The 15,578-nt window shown below is 67.1% G+C and carries 11 protein-coding genes and 1 pseudogene; 5 read left to right on the top strand and 7 right to left on the bottom strand.

Annotation, left to right across the window (positions count from 1 at the left end; translation table 11 throughout):
* Both AC3WPZ_RS09375 and AC3WPZ_RS09370 read left to right on the top strand, forming a co-directional pair.
* The coding region (locus tag AC3WPZ_RS09375; protein WP_492439314.1) for a right-handed parallel beta-helix repeat-containing protein at nucleotides 1–1,200 on the top strand (1,200 nt) is incomplete at its 5' end.
* A gap of 95 nt (nucleotides 1,201–1,295) precedes the next feature.
* Entirely contained in the window at nucleotides 1,296–2,381 is a 1,086-nt protein-coding gene (locus AC3WPZ_RS09370) for a DUF6352 family protein (protein WP_492439312.1), read from the top strand.
* 24 nt (nucleotides 2,382–2,405) lie between these two features.
* Here the strand turns inward: AC3WPZ_RS09370 and icmF are convergent, their stop codons facing one another.
* From icmF to AC3WPZ_RS09345, 5 genes are all read right to left on the bottom strand, one after another.
* Nucleotides 2,406–5,699 carry a fused isobutyryl-CoA mutase/GTPase IcmF gene (gene icmF / locus AC3WPZ_RS09365; RefSeq protein ID WP_492439310.1) on the bottom strand — a complete coding sequence of 1,098 codons (3,294 nt, stop codon included), beginning with the start codon at nucleotides 5,697–5,699 and terminating at the stop codon, nucleotides 2,406–2,408.
* A 34-nt stretch (nucleotides 5,700–5,733) separates the two neighbouring features.
* On the bottom strand, nucleotides 5,734–6,624 hold the full coding sequence (locus tag AC3WPZ_RS09360; protein ID WP_382321953.1) for a PPK2 family polyphosphate kinase: 891 nt from the start codon (nucleotides 6,622–6,624) through the stop codon (nucleotides 5,734–5,736).
* 139 nt (nucleotides 6,625–6,763) lie between these two features.
* Complete coding sequence (locus AC3WPZ_RS09355; protein ID WP_492439308.1) at nucleotides 6,764–8,728, bottom strand: TRAP transporter large permease; 1,965 nt, start codon at nucleotides 8,726–8,728, stop codon at nucleotides 6,764–6,766.
* Nucleotides 8,725–9,345 (bottom strand): TRAP transporter small permease subunit, encoded by a 621-nt coding sequence (locus AC3WPZ_RS09350; RefSeq protein WP_382321951.1) that lies wholly within the window; start codon nucleotides 9,343–9,345, stop codon nucleotides 8,725–8,727. The genes AC3WPZ_RS09355 and AC3WPZ_RS09350 overlap by 4 nt, the downstream gene beginning before the upstream one ends.
* 86 nt (nucleotides 9,346–9,431) lie before the next feature.
* Nucleotides 9,432–10,541: a TRAP transporter substrate-binding protein gene (locus AC3WPZ_RS09345; protein ID WP_382321950.1), complete on the bottom strand. Its 1,110-nt coding sequence runs from the start codon at nucleotides 10,539–10,541 to the stop codon at nucleotides 9,432–9,434.
* 226 nt (nucleotides 10,542–10,767) lie between these two features.
* Here AC3WPZ_RS09345 and AC3WPZ_RS09340 point away from each other — a divergent pair.
* From AC3WPZ_RS09340 to cqsA, 3 genes and pseudogenes are all read left to right on the top strand, one after another.
* Nucleotides 10,768–11,448: pseudogene (locus AC3WPZ_RS09340) on the top strand (MBL fold metallo-hydrolase); the annotation flags it as partial.
* 24 nt (nucleotides 11,449–11,472) lie between these two features.
* Complete coding sequence (locus AC3WPZ_RS09335) at nucleotides 11,473–11,892, top strand: rhodanese-like domain-containing protein (protein WP_382325739.1); 420 nt, start codon at nucleotides 11,473–11,475, stop codon at nucleotides 11,890–11,892.
* Between the two features lie 163 nt (nucleotides 11,893–12,055).
* The gene (gene cqsA, locus AC3WPZ_RS09330; protein WP_291111070.1) at nucleotides 12,056–13,318 is read left to right on the top strand and encodes an alpha-hydroxyketone-type quorum-sensing autoinducer synthase; all 1,263 of its coding nucleotides are present in this window, start codon (nucleotides 12,056–12,058) and stop codon (nucleotides 13,316–13,318) included.
* Between the two features lie 12 nt (nucleotides 13,319–13,330).
* On the opposite strand, the gene AC3WPZ_RS09325 is transcribed toward cqsA, so the two are convergent.
* Both AC3WPZ_RS09325 and AC3WPZ_RS09320 read right to left on the bottom strand, forming a co-directional pair.
* Entirely contained in the window at nucleotides 13,331–14,317 is a 987-nt protein-coding gene (locus AC3WPZ_RS09325; protein WP_291111072.1) for a response regulator, read from the bottom strand.
* Between the two features lie 5 nt (nucleotides 14,318–14,322).
* The gene (locus tag AC3WPZ_RS09320) at nucleotides 14,323–15,555 is read right to left on the bottom strand and encodes a sensor histidine kinase (RefSeq protein WP_382154119.1); all 1,233 of its coding nucleotides are present in this window, start codon (nucleotides 15,553–15,555) and stop codon (nucleotides 14,323–14,325) included.
* Nucleotides 15,556–15,578 lie beyond the last annotated feature (23 nt).

The raw sequence follows: 15,578 nt of genomic DNA, 5'->3' as shown, positions 1-15,578 counted from the left end.
GGCGGCGGCGGTAGTGGCGACAGCCCGTCAGGCGGTGGTGGCGGAGGGGGCGGCAGCGCCACGCCATCGCCGGCGCCTCCCTTGTCGGCCGGCGCGGCTTGCGACACCGCACCGGGCCGCGTGCTTCAGGTGGGCCCTGGCAAGACCTACGCCATGCCCAGCGCGGCGGCCGCGGTGGCGCAGGCCGGCGATGTGATCAAGATCGCGGGCGGCGACTACCGGGGCGACGTCGCTTCCTGGACCGTCAACAACCTCACCATCTGCGGCGTGGGCAGCCGCGCGCGCCTGTTCGCCAACGGCAACAACGCCCGGGGCAAGGGCCTGTGGGTGGTGTCGGGCGCGAACATCACCATCGACAACATCGAGTTCCGCGACACCACGGTGCCCGACCAGAACGGCGCCGGCATCCGCGCCGAGCACACGGGCGACCTGCGCATCCTCAACAGCGGCTTCTACGACAACCAGAACGGCATCCTCGCCAACGCCGGTTCGGCCACCATCACCATTGAAAGTTCGGAGTTCGCGCGCAACGGCCTGGGCGATGGCTACACGCACAACATCTACGTCAACCAGATCGACCGGCTGACGGTGAACTCCAGCTATTTCCACGAGGCCATGGTCGGCCACAACCTCAAGAGCCGGGCGCGCGAGTCCATCATCCAGAACAGCTACTTCATGGACGGGCCCACGGGCACGTCGAGCTACCTGGCCGACTTCCCCAACGGCGGCAAGGTAGTCCTGAAGGGCAACCTGTTTCACAAGGGCCCGCAGGCGAGCAACCCCAATGCCATCTCCTACGGGGCCGAAGGCCTGTCGAACCCGACCAACACCTTCGAGGCCGTGCACAACACCGTGACCATCACCCGCTCGGGCGGCGCCTTCCTGGCCATCGCCAGCGGCACCTCGTCGGTCACGCTTACGGCCAACCTGTTCGCGGGCACCGGCAACCAGACCGCGATCACGGGCGGTTACGTCGCGGGCAACGCCTCGCAGTCCAACAACGTGAGCTCGGTGGCGAGCAACCTGGCGGGTGCCACCAGCATCAGCAGCCCGAACTTCTGGCCCAACGCAGCCTTGCAGGCCCTGATCGCGCTGCCCGGCGTGCCGGATGCGACCTACACGCGCGATGCGCCCGCGCCCTACGCCTCGCGGGCGATCACGGGCAGCCGCAAAGCCGGCGCCTTGCAGGCCGCACCCTGAACCCGCGGCGCCCCGGCGCCGCCGCAGGTGAACGACAATGCGTTCACCCCTCGACTCCCAACCCGCCACGCGCCCCCGCGCAGCGGGTTTTCTTCATGTCCGACGCCTCTTCACTCCCCATCTGGTCGTCCTGCGGCCACGAACTGCTCAACCGCGATGCGCGCGGCTGGCTGAGCCCCACCGACGGCTACTGGCGGCTCTGGCTCCAGCGCCCGGAACTCGCGCTGGTTGAGGAATCCTGTGCAGCCGAGCGCGCGCTGCACGCTGCCTTGATGGCCGCGCCCACGCGCGCCGTGACGGCAGCCGAGCTGGGCGCCTTCGAGGACGACGACGCGCGCGCCAACCACCGCCTGTTCCTGGGCTTCCGGGACGCGGTGATCGCCGCCGGCTCGCTCGAAGCCGCCTACGCCGGCTTCTTCCAGGCCGGCGCCATCCAGATCCCGCCGCTGTTCCTGGACCTGGTGGTGCAGGCCCTGGTGTGCCGCCTGCTGGAGGACGAGCCCGACGCCTGGGCCTGGCGCGCGGCCGAGATGCTGTTTCGCCGCCAGCGCGTGAGCGTGCAGGACGGCCGCGTGCTCAGCGGCGACAGCGAGGTGCTGGACCTGCTCAATGAAACCGGTGGCCTGGGCGAGCTGGGGCGCCTGCTGGTGCAGGGCGGCGCGGCCCTGCCGGCCACGCAGATCGAGGTGCTGGGCGACGACAACGCGCCGCGTTACCTGCGCAGCCGGGAGGGGGCTGGGCGCTTCAACTTCGTGCTCGACCTCACGCACGAAATCCAGAACGAATTGCCGCATGGGCTCACGCTCACCATGGCACGCTCCCGCTCGGGTCTGAAGGCGCTGGCATCGGTGCTGGAGAAGTGGGTGCGCCATTTCCACGGCGTGGCCGTGAAGATCCAGCCCGAGTCACGGGTGGAAGACCCGTCCTGGCGCTGGCATGTGGGGCTGGATGTGGCCTCGACCGCGCTGCTCAACGACCTCTACCTGGGCAACGAGGTGGACCCCGAGCGCCAGCGCCGGCTGATCAGCCTGTTCCGGCTGAGCTTTGCCGACCCGCAGGACATGCGTGCCGACGTGCGCGGCAAGCCGGTCTACCTGGGCCTGGCCATGGGGCCCGATGGCCTGCTCAAGCTCAAGCCGCAGAACCTGCTGCTCAACCTGCCGCTGGCGAACCCGATGTGAACCTGGGGCCGCGAGGCCCGAGGCTCACATGTTGCGGCGGTACTGCCCACCCACCTCGAACAGCGCGCTGGTGATCTGGCCGAGCGAGCACACGCGAACCGCGTCCATCAGCACCTCGAACACGTTGCCGTTCTCGATCACGGCCTGGCGCAGGCGCTGCAGCATGGCGGGCGACTCGTGGGCATGGCGCGCGTGGAAGTCGGCCAGGCGCTTGAGCTGGTTCTGCTTCTCGTCGTCGGTCGAGCGCGCGAGCTCCAGCGTCTCGGGCGTGAGGTCGCCGTGCGGGTTGCGGAAGGTGTTCACGCCCACGATCGGGTACTCGCCGGTGTGCTTGAGCATCTCGTAGTGCATGGACTCGTCCTGGATCTTGCCGCGCTGGTAGCCGGTCTCCATCGCGCCCAGCACGCCGCCGCGTTCGGCGATCTTCTCGAACTCCTGCAGCACGGCCTCTTCCACCAGCTCGGTGAGCTCGTCGATGATGAAGGCGCCCTGGTTGGGGTTTTCGTTCTTGGCCAGGCCCCACTCGCGGTTGATGATGAGCTGGATCGCCATCGCGCGGCGCACCGAGTCTTCGGTGGGGGTGGTGATGGCCTCGTCGAAGGCGTTGGTGTGCAGGCTGTTGCAGTTGTCGTAGATCGCGATCAGCGCCTGCAGCGTGGTGCGGATGTCGTTGAACTGGATCTCCTGCGCGTGCAGGGAACGGCCGCTGGTCTGCACGTGGTACTTCAGCTTCTGGCTGCGCTCGTTCGCGCCGTAGCGGTCGCGCATCGAGGTGGCCCAGATGCGGCGCGCCACGCGGCCGAGCACGGTGTACTCCGGGTCCATGCCGTTGCTGAAGAAGAAGCTCAGGTTGGGCGCGAAGTCGTCGATGTGCATGCCGCGCGCGAGGTAGGCCTCCACGAAGGTGAAGCCGTTGGAGAGCGTGAAGGCGAGCTGGCTGATGGGGTTGGCGCCGGCCTCGGCGATGTGGTACCCGCTGATGGACACCGAGTAGAAGTTGCGCACGTCGTGGTGCACGAAGTACTCGGCGATGTCACCCATGACCTTGAGCGAGAACTCGGTCGAGAAGATGCAGGTGTTCTGGCCCTGGTCTTCCTTGAGGATGTCGGCCTGCACCGTGCCGCGCACGTTCGCCAGCACCCATTCACGGATCTTGGCGGCCTCGGTGGCGGTGGGCTGGCGCCCGTTCTCGGTTTCGAACTTCTCCAGGTTCTGGTCGATTGCGGTGTTCATGAACATCGCCAGGATGCTGGGCGCCGGGCCGTTGATGGTCATGGAGACCGAGGTGGCCGGGTGGCAGAGGTCGAAGCCGCCGTAGAGCACCTTCATGTCCTCGAGCGTGGCGATGCTCACGCCGGAGTTGCCCACCTTGCCGTAGATGTCGGGGCGCGGGTCGGGGTCGTTGCCGTAGAGCGTGACCGAGTCGAAGGCGGTGGACAGGCGTTTGGCGGCCATGCCTTCGGAGAGCAGCTTGAAGCGGCGGTTGGTGCGGAAGGCGTCGCCTTCGCCGGCGAACATGCGCGTGGGGTCCTCGCCCTCGCGCTTGAAGGCGAAGGTGCCGGCGGTGTAGGGGAAGCTGCCGGGCACGTTGTCCAACATCAGCCACTTCAGGATCTCGCCGTGGTCCTCGTACTTGGGCAGCGCGACCTTGCGGATGGTGGTGCCCGACAGGCTCTTGGTGGTGAGCGCGGTGCGGATCTCCTTGTCGCGGATCTTCACCACGTACTCGTCGCCCGCGTAGGCCTTCTGCATGTCGGGCCACTGGGCGAGCAGCTTGCGCGCGGCCGGATCCTGGTCGAGTTCGCGCAATTGAGCGAGGTCGATCACCGCCTCGGCGGCGCGCGCGCGTTCGGGCTTGTCCTTGCGCAGCATGGCCGCGCTGGCGTTGAGCTGCTGGATCTCGCGCGCCAGGCGCGACTGCTCGATCGCCTTCTTCTTGTAGCCGCGCACCGTGTCGCTGATCTCGGCCAGGTAACGCGTGCGCGCGGGCGGCACGATGGGCGTCTGGTTGGTGCTGTGGCGCACCTTCACGGCGGGCAGCCGACCCTCCTGCAACGGCAGGCCGAGGTCGCCCAGGCGGACTTTCAGCGCCTGGTACAGCGCGGTCACCCCGTCGTCGTTGAAGCGCGCGGCCATGGTGCCGAACACCGGCATCTGGTCGGGCGGCGTGCTCCAGGCTTCCTGGTTGCGCTGCACCTGCTTGGCCACGTCGCGCAGGGCGTCGAGCGCACCCTTGCGGTCGAACTTGTTGATGGCCACGAAGGCGGCGAAGTCCAGCATGTCGATCTTCTCGAGTTGGCTGGCCGCGCCGAACTCGGGCGTCATGACGTACATGGGCAGGTCCACGTGCGGCACGATGGCCGCGTCGCCCTGGCCGATGCCGGAGGTCTCGACCACGATCAGGTCGAAGCCCGCGCACTTGCAGGCCGCGATCACGTCGGGCAGGGCGGCGCTGATCTCGCTGCCGAAGTCGCGCGTGGCCAGCGAGCGCATGTAGACGCGCGGCCCCTGGCCCCAGGGGTTGATGGCGTTCATGCGGATGCGGTCGCCCAGCAGCGCGCCGCCGCTCTTGCGGCGCGAGGGGTCGATGGAGATCACGGCCACACGCAGGCGGTCGTCCTGGTCCAGCCGCAGGCGGCGGATGAGCTCGTCGGTCAGCGAGGACTTGCCCGCGCCGCCCGTGCCGGTGATGCCGAGCACCGGCACCTTCCTGGTCTGGGCCTGCTCGCGCAGGGCGGAGACGATGGCCGCGTCCGCGCTGCCGTTCTCCAGCACCGTGATGAGCTGGGCCAGCGCGCGCCAGTTCATCTCGCCCTGGCCCTCGATGGCCGCCAGCGCCTTGGGCGCGTAGGGGCTGAGGTCGCGGTCGCAGCGCATCACCATCTCGCCGATCATCCCGGCCAAGCCCATCTTCTGGCCGTCTTCGGGGCTGTAGATGCGCGTCACACCGTAGTCCTGCAGCTCGCGGATCTCGGCCGGCACGATCACGCCGCCGCCGCCGCCGAACACCTGGATGTGCTCGCCGCCCCGGCTCTTGAGCAGGTCCACCATGTACTTGAAGTACTCCACATGGCCGCCCTGGTAGGAGCTGATGGCGATGCCTTGCGCGTCTTCCTGCAGCGCGGCGGTGACCACCTCGTCCACCGAGCGGTTGTGGCCCAGGTGGATCACCTCGGCGCCCATGCCCTGCAGGATGCGCCGCATGATGTTGATGGCGGCGTCGTGCCCGTCGAACAGGCTGGCGGCGGTGACGAAACGCACCTTGTGCGTGGGGCGGTAGTTGGCCAGTGCCTGGTACTCGGCGGCGAGGTTGCTCATGGTGTCTCTCTCTGGGGGCGGATGGCGGAAAGCCTCATTCGATGCGCAGGCCGGCCAAGGCGGGCTTGGGCGGCGGGTAACGCAGGTCGAGGGCCTTGAGGGTGTCGCGCACGATGGTCGCGATCATCAGGTTGCGGTGGGTCTTGGAGTTGGCGGGGACCACGTTCCAGGGTGCCCAGGGGGTGCTGGTGCGGGCCAGCAGCGCCTCGTAGGCGCGCTGGTAGTCGGCCCACTGCTTGCGCACGTCGATGTCGCCTTCGCTGAACTTCCAGTGTTTGGTCGGGTCGTCCACGCGCTCCTGCAGGCGTTGGCGCTGCTCGTCGCTGCCGATGTGCAACATGAACTTCAGGATCACGGTGCCGGTCTCGGCGAGCAGGCGCTCGAAGTGATTGATCTGCGCGTAGCGCTGAGCGGTCTGGGCGGGCGTGATCCAGCGGTTGACCACGGGCACCAGCACGTCTTCGTAGTGGCTGCGGTTGAAGACCATGGTCTCGCCGGCGCCGGGCACCTGCTGGTGGATGCGCCAGAGGTAGTCGTGGTCGCGCTCGACCTCGGTCGGGGCTTTCCAGCCCACGGTGTGCACGCCCAGCGGGCTGGTGCGTGCGAACACGCCTCGCACGGTGCCGTCCTTGCCGGCGGTGTCGGTGCCCTGCAGCACCACGAGCAGCTTGAAGCGGCGGTCGGCGTAGAACAGGTCCTGCAAGCCGTCGAGTTCTTCGGCGATGGCCTGCACGCTGGCTTGGTCGGCCGCCTTGTCGCCGCTGGAAAAGGGCTTGGCGTCCGGCTTGAGCTTCTTGAGAGAGACCTTGGTGGCCGGCGCGCCCTCGGCCACAGGCTCGATCTGCCAGCCGCGCCACGCGCCGTTCTTGCCCGCACGCAGGGCCGCACGCGGAAAGGGCAGGGAGGCGTCGTTCGGGCGGGGCATGCGGTCTCCAGCTAGGGGGCTCGGACACGATTCTTCGCGCATCCGGTCAATTGACGTTTACGTAAACGTAATATAACCCGTTTCCCCCAAAAAAGAAGGGGCGCCGAAGCGCCCCCTGGGGTGGATCGAACCCGTCAGATCACTTGTAGAGCAGCTGCGGCAGCCACAGGCCGATGCCGGGGAACATGTACAGCAGCACGATGGCCAGGATCTGGATGCCCATGAACGGCAGCATGCCCAGGAAGATCTGGTTCAGCGTGACGTGCGGCGGGGCCACGCCCTTCAGGTAGAAGGCGGCCATGGCCACCGGCGGGCTGAGGAAGGCGGTCTGCAGGTTCAGCGCCACCAGCAGGCCGAAGAACAGCGGGTCCACGTCGAAATGGGCCAGCAGGGGAATGAAGATCGGCATGAAGATCACGATGATCTCGGTCCATTCCAGCGGCCAGCCCAGCAGGAAGATGATGATCTGGGTCATCACCAGGAACTCGATCTTGGTGAGTTCCATGCTGAGCACCCACTGCTCCACCAGCGCCTGCCCGCCCAACAGCGCGAACGCCGCGGAGAAGATCGCCGAGCCCACGAACAGCCAGCACACCATGGCCGAGGTCTTGGCGGTCAGGTAGACCGATTCCTTGAGCACGGCCATGTTGAGCCGCCGGTAGGCGGCTGCCAGCAGCATGCCGCCCAGCGCCCCCATGGCCGCCGCCTCCGTCGGCGTCGCCAGGCCCAGCACGATCGAACCCAGCACGCTCAGGATCAGCAGCACCAGCGGGAAGAACGAGGCCAGCAGCATCTTGAAGATTTCAAGCCGGGCGAAGCTGAGGAACAGGTAGAACAGGGTGACGAGCGCGCCCATGACCGCAAACACCACCCACCACCAGGTGGGGGCGGGCTGGGTCGTGGCGATTTCTTCGTCCACCTCGACCCCTTCGACCGCTGCTTGCGCCGCAGCGGCGGGTTCGGCCGCGGCGGCGTCGGCACCGGGAGGGGGTTGCAGGGCGCCAGCGGCCTCGGGCACATCGGGGTCCGCCGGAGGTTCGGCCAGGCCGCCCGATTCGGATGGCGGTTCGGCCAGGCCCCCTTCGGCCGGGGGCTCGGCCAGGCCACCGCCTTCGGAGGCGCTGGAGCGGCTGGCGCCGATTTCCTCGATCTCGTACACCGCCTCGGCTCTCACCGTGGTAACCGCCTGGTAGCTCGGGATCATCACCGCAGCGAAGATCAGCGCGGGCAGCGCGGCCATGCCGATCTGCTTGAGCAGGTGCGACAGGGGCACATCGGCATTGCGCCGGCCCTTGAGCAAGCCCAGCACCGCGTGGGCGGTCGGGTCGGTGGTCAGGCGCTGGGTCAACGTGGGCAGGTGGACCTGGCGCTCTTCGGCGCTCAGCGGCGGTGCCCATTGCGGCTTGAGCTTGGCCACGATGATCACGTACACGATGTACAGGGAAGCCAGCATCAGCCCGGGGAAAAACGCGCCAGCGTACAACTGGACCACAGACACGCCGGCCGTGGCACCGTAGACGATCAGCAGCACCGAAGGCGGGATCAGGATGCCCAGGCAGCCCCCCGCCGTGATGGCGCCAGCCGCCAGCGGCACGCTGTAGCCGGCGCGCAGCATGGCCGGCAAGGCCAGCAGGCCCATCAGCGTCACCACCGCGCCGACGATGCCGGTGGCCGTGGCGAAGATGGTGCAGGTCACCAGCGTGGCCACTGCCAGCGCGCCGGGCAGCCGGGCCATGGCCAGGTGCATGCTCTTGAAGAGCGACTCGATCAGGTTCGCGCGCTCCACGAGGTAGCCCATGAAGACGAACAGCGGGATGGCGATGAGCACATCGTTGGCCATGGTCTTGTAGGCCGATTGCACCATCAGGTCCAGCGTGTGCGTGACGTCCCTGTCGTAGGCCAGCCAGGTGAACAGCATGCCCATGCCCATGAGCGTGAACGCGGTGGGAAAGCCCAGCATGATCGCCACGACCACCAGCGAGAGCATCAGCAGGCCCAGGTGACCCTGGGTGATGGTTTCGGCGCGCAGCAGCACCACGGCCGCCAGGACCACGATGAGGGCCATGAAGCTGAGGCCGAACCAGAGTTCCTTGCGCAACTTCATTGTTTTTTCTCCTGGGCGACGACCACGGCGTCGAGTGCGGCGATGTCTTCGTCTTTCACGTTGACCATTTCCTTGAGTTTTTCGACGTCGACTTCCTGCACGTCGTCTTCACGCGCCGGCCAGGCGCCGGTCTGGATGCATTGGACGCAGCGCACGATCTCCACCAGGCCCTGCAGCAGCAGCGTGATGCCCGCCAGCGGAATCACATACTTGAAGGGGTACAGCGGCAGGGGGTCGGCCGAGAAGGTCTGTTCGCGGATCGCGAGCGATTCGCCGGCGTAGATCCAGCCGGCCCAGGTCAGCGCGACGATGCCGGGCAGGAAGAACACGATGTAGAGCACCAGGTCCACGGTGGCCTGGGTTCGCGGCTGAAAGAAACCATAGAGCACGTCCCCCCGGACGTGCCCGTTCTTGGACAGGGTGTAGGCGCCGGCCGTCATGAACATGGTGCCGTACAACATGATCTGGGCGTCGAGCACCCAGGCGTGGGGTTCGTTCAGCACATAGCGCGAAAACACCTCCCAGCTGATCAGCAGCGTCAGCAGGAGGGCGCACCAGGCAAAGACCTTGCCGATCAGCGTGGACAGCCGATCGATGGTCCACAAGATGGATTGCATCGTGATTCCTCAGCCGGCGCGGTGAAACGGGCAAAAAAAGAGGGGCATCGCGCCGGCGCCATGCCCCTCGTTCCCCTGTGCCGGGATCAGCTCTTCTTGGCGAAGTAGTGGTTGAAGGCCATCTTGAAGTCGACCGTGTAGTCGTTCTGCCATTGGCCGGCGCGCTGCGCGAAGGCCTTCTGCGAGTCGAGCACCTTCTTGAACAAGGGGTTCTCGGCCGCCTTCTTGGCAATGGTCTTGTCCCACGAAGCCAGCTGCGCGCGCAGGATCGGATCGGGCGTCTTGTAGAACTTCACGCCACCCTTCTTCAGCGCTTCATAGTCCTGCGAGTTGCGGTCGATGGCCTTCCAGCTCATGTCGGCGCTGGAGGCTTCCGACGCGTACTCGATGATGGACTTGAGTTCGGCAGGCAGGGCGTTGAGCTTGGTCTTGTTGAACAGGATCTCGAACTGCTCGCCGGACTGGTGGAAGCTCTGCAGCATGCAGTTCTTGGCCACGTCGGGGAAGCCCAGCACGCGGTCGCTGGAGGCGTTGTTGAATTCGGCCGCGTCGATCAGGCCGCGGTCCAGCGCCGGCACGATCTCGCCGCCGGGCAGCGGGTTGACGGCGGTGCCCATGTCGGTGAACACGTCCACCGCCAGGCCCACGGTGCGGAACTTCAGGCCCTTCATGTCCGTGACCTTGGACACCGGCTTCTTGAACCAGCCCAATGGCTGGCAAGGCATGGGGCCGTACAGGTAGGAGACCACGTCGAGGTTCAGGCTCTTGTAGATCTCTTCCATCAGCGCCTTGCCGCCGCCGTACTTGTGCCAGGCGAGCACCATGTTGGCGTCCATGCCGTAGCCCGGGCCGGAGCCCCACAGGGCCAGGGCGGAGTTCTTGCCGTACCAGTAGGCGACCACGCCGTGGCCGCCGTCCAGCGTGCCCTTGGCCACCGCGTCCAGCAACTGGAAGGCCGGTACCACCGAGCCCGCTGGCAACACCTCGATCTTCAGACGACCGCCGGCCATGTCATTGACCTTCTTCGCGAAATCACCTGCGTACTCGTGGAAGATGTCCTTGGCCGGCCAGGTGCTCTGGAAGCGCAGCGTGGTGGTCTGCGCGGTGGCAATCATGGGCACGGACATGGCGCCGGCCGCGACGGCGGCGCCTTTGAGCATGCCTCGGCGCGAAGTGACGGTCTTCTTGTCAGTCATCTGTTGTCTCCAGTCGGGTTGATGAGGCGCCGATGATGCGCCCAAGGTGCCACGGCGGAGCGCAGGGTTTTCACCGACCAGTGAATAGCACGTGGCTGCAAGCCCTTGTTTTTGGCTGTTCCAGCACCAAAAATGGGCGTGAAAATATCTTCACGCCCTGTTGAAAATCCATAACGCCCAGCCTCGGGCATGATGGTCGGCCCCCGAGTTCCACTTGTGCTTTCAGATGAAACCGATCCAGCTGTTCGACCCCGCCTCCAGCACCTACACCTACGTGCTGTTCGACCAACTCAGCCGCGACGCGCTGCTCATCGATCCGGTGGACGAGCAGATCGAGCGCGATCTCGCGACCCTGCGGGAATACGGCCTCAAACTGGTCTGGACGGTGGAAACCCACGCCCACGCCGACCACATCACCAGCGCGGGCCGGCTGGCCGAGCTGGCTGGCGCCAAGACCGCCGCGCCCCTGGGGTGTGGCATCGGCACCGCGGGCGTGCAGCTCCAGGATGGCGACACCCTGAAGTTCGGTGGGGAGGTGCTCAAGGCCCTGCACACCCCGGGCCACACCGCCGGCAGCATGAGCTTTCTCTGGCGCAACCACGTGTTCACCGGCGACACCCTGCTGATCAATGGGTGCGGCCGCACCGATTTCCAGTCGGGCAGTGCCGAGGCCCTGTACCGCAGCCTGACCCAGGTGCTGTTCGCGCTGCCGGACGACACCATCGTCTGGCCCGGCCACGACTACCAGGGCCGTTCGTGTTCCAGCATCGGGCGCGAGAAAACCACCAACACGCGGGTGGCGGGCAAGACCGAGGCCGAGTTCGTGGCCCTGATGAACTCGCTGAACCTGCCGCGCCCCCGGCGCATCGACGAGGCCGTGCCGGCCAACCTCACGTCCGGCCTGCGCCACGACGCCGACGGCGCGCTGCAGATGCAGCCCCTGCCGCCCTCGGGCACCCACCAGGGCACCTACGCCGGTGACGTATCGCCCGAACTGGCCTGGCGCTGGGTCCAGAGCGGCGAGGCGGTGATGGTGGACGTGCGCACCGACGCGGAGCGGGAGTGGGTGGGCTTTGTGCCGGGCGCGGTGCCCGTCGCCTGGAAACAGTGGCCCGGCATGGCGCTGAACCCGACCTTCGATCAGCAGGTGCGGGAAGCGGCCGGCGGCAAGAAGCTGGTGCTGCTGTGCCGCAGCGGCGTGCGCTCCATTGCCGCCGCCAAGCGGGCCACCGAGCTCGGGCTGGAGGCCTACAACATCCTCGAAGGCTTCGAAGGCGACCCCGATGCCGACGCCCACCGGGGGCGCAAAGGGGGGTGGCGGTTCCGCGAATTGCCCTGGCGCCAGAACTGAGCCAGCCGTTCAAGGGTTGTTACGCCGCGTAACCGCCTGTCGGCAGAACGAGCCGAAACTTGAGAAGAAAGCCTCATAACCCCTGTCAAACCTGACAGGGGTCGTGTGATTTTTCACGGATTTCTTTTTTTAATGGGGTTTTCTATCCGCTAAGGGGAATCCCATGGAAACGCTGGAACGCGCTCAAGACGCCGTTTACAAGAACCCACCGCTGGCCGCCACCCTGGTTCAGCGGATGGAACGTGATTTCAAACCCCGCTGGGAAGGCAACTGGGGCGGCAAGTTCGTGCTGCACGGTTCTTCGCCCGGCCCCAATGCGGTGCGCCTGGACGGCAACGACTACCTGAGCGTGACGGGCCACCCGAGCATCGTCGCGGCCCAGGTCGAGGCCATCACCAAGTCCAGCGAGTTCGTGGTGCAGTCGGGTGTGTTCCTCCTCCAGCAGCACCCCACGCGCGCGCTCGAAATGGCCCTGGCGGGCTGGGTCGGCAAGGAAGACGCCTTCGTCTGCCAGTCCGGCTACTCGGCCAACGTCGGCCTGTTGCAGTCCATCGCCGACGCCAACACCCCGGTGTACCTGGACACCCAGGCGCACGCTTCCCTGTGGGAAGGGGCCCATGCCGCGCGCGCGCCGGCTTTTGCCTTCCGCCACAACGACGCCGCCCACCTGGACAAGATCATGGCCAAGAACGGCCCGGGCGTGGTGGTGGTGGACTCGGTCTACAGCACCACCGGTTCCGTGTGCCCGCTGGAAGCCATGATCGAGGTGGTGGAAAAGCACGGCAGCATGATCCTGGTCGACGAGTCGCATTCCCTGGGCACGCACGGCCCGGGCGGCGCGGGCTTGTGCGCCGAACTCGGTCTGACGGACCGCGTGCACTTCATTTCCGCCAGCCTGGCCAAGTCGGTCGCGGGGCGCGCCGGCTTCTTCACCGCACCGGCCAGCATGCGCTACTACATCCTGAGCTCGAGCTTCCCCAACATCTTCAGCTCCTGCCTGCTGCCCCATGAGATCGCCGGCCTGCGGGCCACGGTCGAGGTGCTGCAGAAGGCCGACGACGAGCGGGCCCGCCTCAAGGCCATCACCCGCCGGGTGCGCGACACCCTGGGCGGCCTGGGCTACTGGATCCACCAGGGCACCGAGCAGATCATTTCGCTGGAAGCCGGCACCGAGCCGGACACCATGCGCCTGCGCGACGAGCTGGAAAAGCGCGGCGTGTTCGGCGCCATCTTCTGCGCCCCGGCCACCAGCAGCAAGCGCGCTCTGGTGCGACTCACGCTCAACGCGGCGCTGACCGAGGCCGAACTCGATCACCTGGAGGCGGTGGCGCGCGAGATCGCGCCGATCGTCAAACCCTGGGATTGGCCTTGTGCCCGGCGCGCCCGCGTGCAGGCCGGCGCCCAGGAGGAGGCCCTGGCGGCATAGGGTTGACAGGCCCTAAGTGTCGTGAACCTCGCGCCCGCCCTGGGCTTCCAGAAAGTGCCGGTAGGCATAGATGGGCTGGGGCAGGTCGGCGCGGTCCAGGCTGAACAGGGCGCCGGAGAGCACGCCGTCGTCCCCGACCGGGAAGGCCTGCGCGGTCCGCACCGGGCCCCGCAGGCCCATTTGCTGGTGCAGTTCCACGGCGGCCAGCCGTTGCCCGGCCTGCACGGCGCGCACGGCATCGAAGCCCAGCCCGGCCGAGCCCGCGAGCTCGGCCAGATCGGGCAGGCTGGCCGTGGGTTCGAGCTGCAGCCAGTGGCAGTTGCCCATGGAGTCCAGGCCGACCAAGCCGAAGGGCTCGCCGAGCACCACGTACTCCACCCAGTGCTGCTCGGTGTAGGCGCGCAGCGCCTGCGCCACCGACGGGATCTGCAGCATGGACTGCTGCGCCGGCCGCAGGGCGGCACGCCACAGCGTGTTGAGCCGGGGGTGTGGCGTCTGGGACAGCTTGCGCAGCACACCGAGCAGGTGGCGCGTGATGTCCGTGGTCTGTTTGGGCACGAACTGGTCGATCAAGCCGTTGTTGAAGGCCTGGATGGCGATCTGCTCGTCCGCCTGGCCCGTCAACAGCACGCGCGAGCCTGGCCAGTCGAGCAGGGTGTTGAGCACCCGCAGGCCGTCGGTGCCGGGCATGGCGTAGTCCACCACGCAGATCTGGGCCAGCTCGTAGCGCGAGGCGCTCACGGCCCAGTACCGCAACACCTGCGGCAGCAGCGGCTGACCCTGCCGCCAGCGCTCGATCATCTGCAGCTGAGCCATAGCGTCGGCCTCCCAGCGCGCGGGCTCGTTCTGCATGCGGGCGGCGAAGCCCGAGGGGCGTGAATAGAGCTCGACCTGCCAGTGCGAGGGGATGACCATGCCCAGCATTTCCAGGTAGTCGGTGTCGTCATCCAGGAAGAGGACACTGCCAGGGCGGTGAAAGAGTGAGATCGTCAGTGCCATCGTGGTCAGCCTGAGACGGCCAAGGTCTGGGCCGCAGATGTGTTGAGGGGGAGGTCGATCATGAAGACCGCGCCCAGCCCAGGTTGGGAGTGCACGCTGAGGCGGCCATGGGCGGCCTCGACCACGTTCTTGCAGAAGGTCAGGCCCAGGCCGTTGCCGGCCCCGCTCTGGGTCGAGAAGAAGGGCTCGAAAATGCGCTGCTGCTGCTCGTGCGTGATGCCGATGCCGTCGTCCGACACGGCGATGCGGCCCTTGCCGTGGTGCAGGCCCACGTCCACCCGCAGGTCGCCCGGGCTGGGTGCCGTGCTGGCCGCGGCCAGTGCGTGCAGCGCGTTCTTGATCAGGTTGGTGAGCACCTGGGCGAACAGCGGGCGGGAAGCCGAAAAGCAGAAGTCGCTCTGGATGTGCACCTGAACGCAGTCGCGCTCCCGCGAGGAGCGGTAGGGGTACTGGTTCACCACCTCCTGCACCAGCTCGGCCGCCATGATCAGGGACTGCTCGCGCGGCAGGCGCATGAGCTGCGCGTTGGAAATCTGGGTGTCGATCTGGCGGTTCATGCTGCGCACCAGGTTCTGCAGCCGCGTGGCCAGTTCCTCCAGCTTCTTGCGTTTGGGGTCCGGGATGTCGTGTTGCACCAGGTTGCGCAGCACGTCGCCCATGAGGTTCACCGTGGCCAGCGGCGTGCGCAGCTCGTGCGCCATCACGCCCATGGTGCTCAGCGTGTTGAGCAGGCGGGCGCGGCGCAGGTTGGCGCTGGAGAAACCCAGCATCAGGCCCATGAGCCAGGAGAAGGTGATCACCACCACGTTCGCCAGCGGCTCCTCGAACGGGCGGGTGCTGCCGCCATAGAACTCCGCCGTGGCCCAGCCCGCGATGCCGCCGGTGATCAGGCCGAGCGTGGCCAGGCGCCAGTCGGTCGCGTGGTAATAAATGAGGATCATGGCGGCGACGCTGCCCAGCCAGGCGGCATTGCCCCCGTTCATCCAGTACATCCAGGTGAAGAACCAGGGCAGCTGGATCCAGGTGGCCAGGCTGAAGAGGCGCCCACTTTCCGTGGACGACGGGTCGCGCGAAATCCGGGGCAACACATAAATGAGTGCCAGGAAGGCCATCACCAGGCGGGCCCACACATTTTCATAGGGCTGGGGCACGAGATGGCCCCAAATGCCGTAGATGACCAGGTGGCCGACGAACGTGAATGCCCCGATCCACAGCAGCCGGTACCGCGATGGGTGCAAAATAGGCTCCACAGGCGCGTGGA

Source organism: Hydrogenophaga sp. FW305-3-2-15-A-LB1 (assembly GCF_058787875.1).
The sequence above is the reverse complement of the archived record's forward strand: the minus strand, read 5'-3'. Positions and strand labels throughout refer to the sequence as shown.

Bases quoted from the DNA above. Each gene is read 5' to 3' on its own strand.
- AC3WPZ_RS09370 (WP_492439312.1), top strand. From the start codon at position 1,296: ATGTCCGACGCCTCTTCACTCCCCATCTGGTCGTCCTGCGGCCACGAA.
- icmF (WP_492439310.1), bottom strand. From the start codon at position 5,699: ATGAGCAACCTCGCCGCCGAGTACCAGGCACTGGCCAACTACCGCCCC.
- AC3WPZ_RS09360 (WP_382321953.1), bottom strand. From the start codon at position 6,624: ATGCCCCGCCCGAACGACGCCTCCCTGCCCTTTCCGCGTGCGGCCCTG.
- AC3WPZ_RS09355 (WP_492439308.1), bottom strand. From the start codon at position 8,728: ATGAAGTTGCGCAAGGAACTCTGGTTCGGCCTCAGCTTCATGGCCCTC.
- AC3WPZ_RS09350 (WP_382321951.1), bottom strand. From the start codon at position 9,345: ATGCAATCCATCTTGTGGACCATCGATCGGCTGTCCACGCTGATCGGC.
- AC3WPZ_RS09345 (WP_382321950.1), bottom strand. From the start codon at position 10,541: ATGACTGACAAGAAGACCGTCACTTCGCGCCGAGGCATGCTCAAAGGC.
- AC3WPZ_RS09335 (WP_382325739.1), top strand. From the start codon at position 11,473: ATGCAGCCCCTGCCGCCCTCGGGCACCCACCAGGGCACCTACGCCGGT.
- cqsA (WP_291111070.1), top strand. From the start codon at position 12,056: ATGGAAACGCTGGAACGCGCTCAAGACGCCGTTTACAAGAACCCACCG.
- AC3WPZ_RS09325 (WP_291111072.1), bottom strand. From the start codon at position 14,317: ATGGCACTGACGATCTCACTCTTTCACCGCCCTGGCAGTGTCCTCTTC.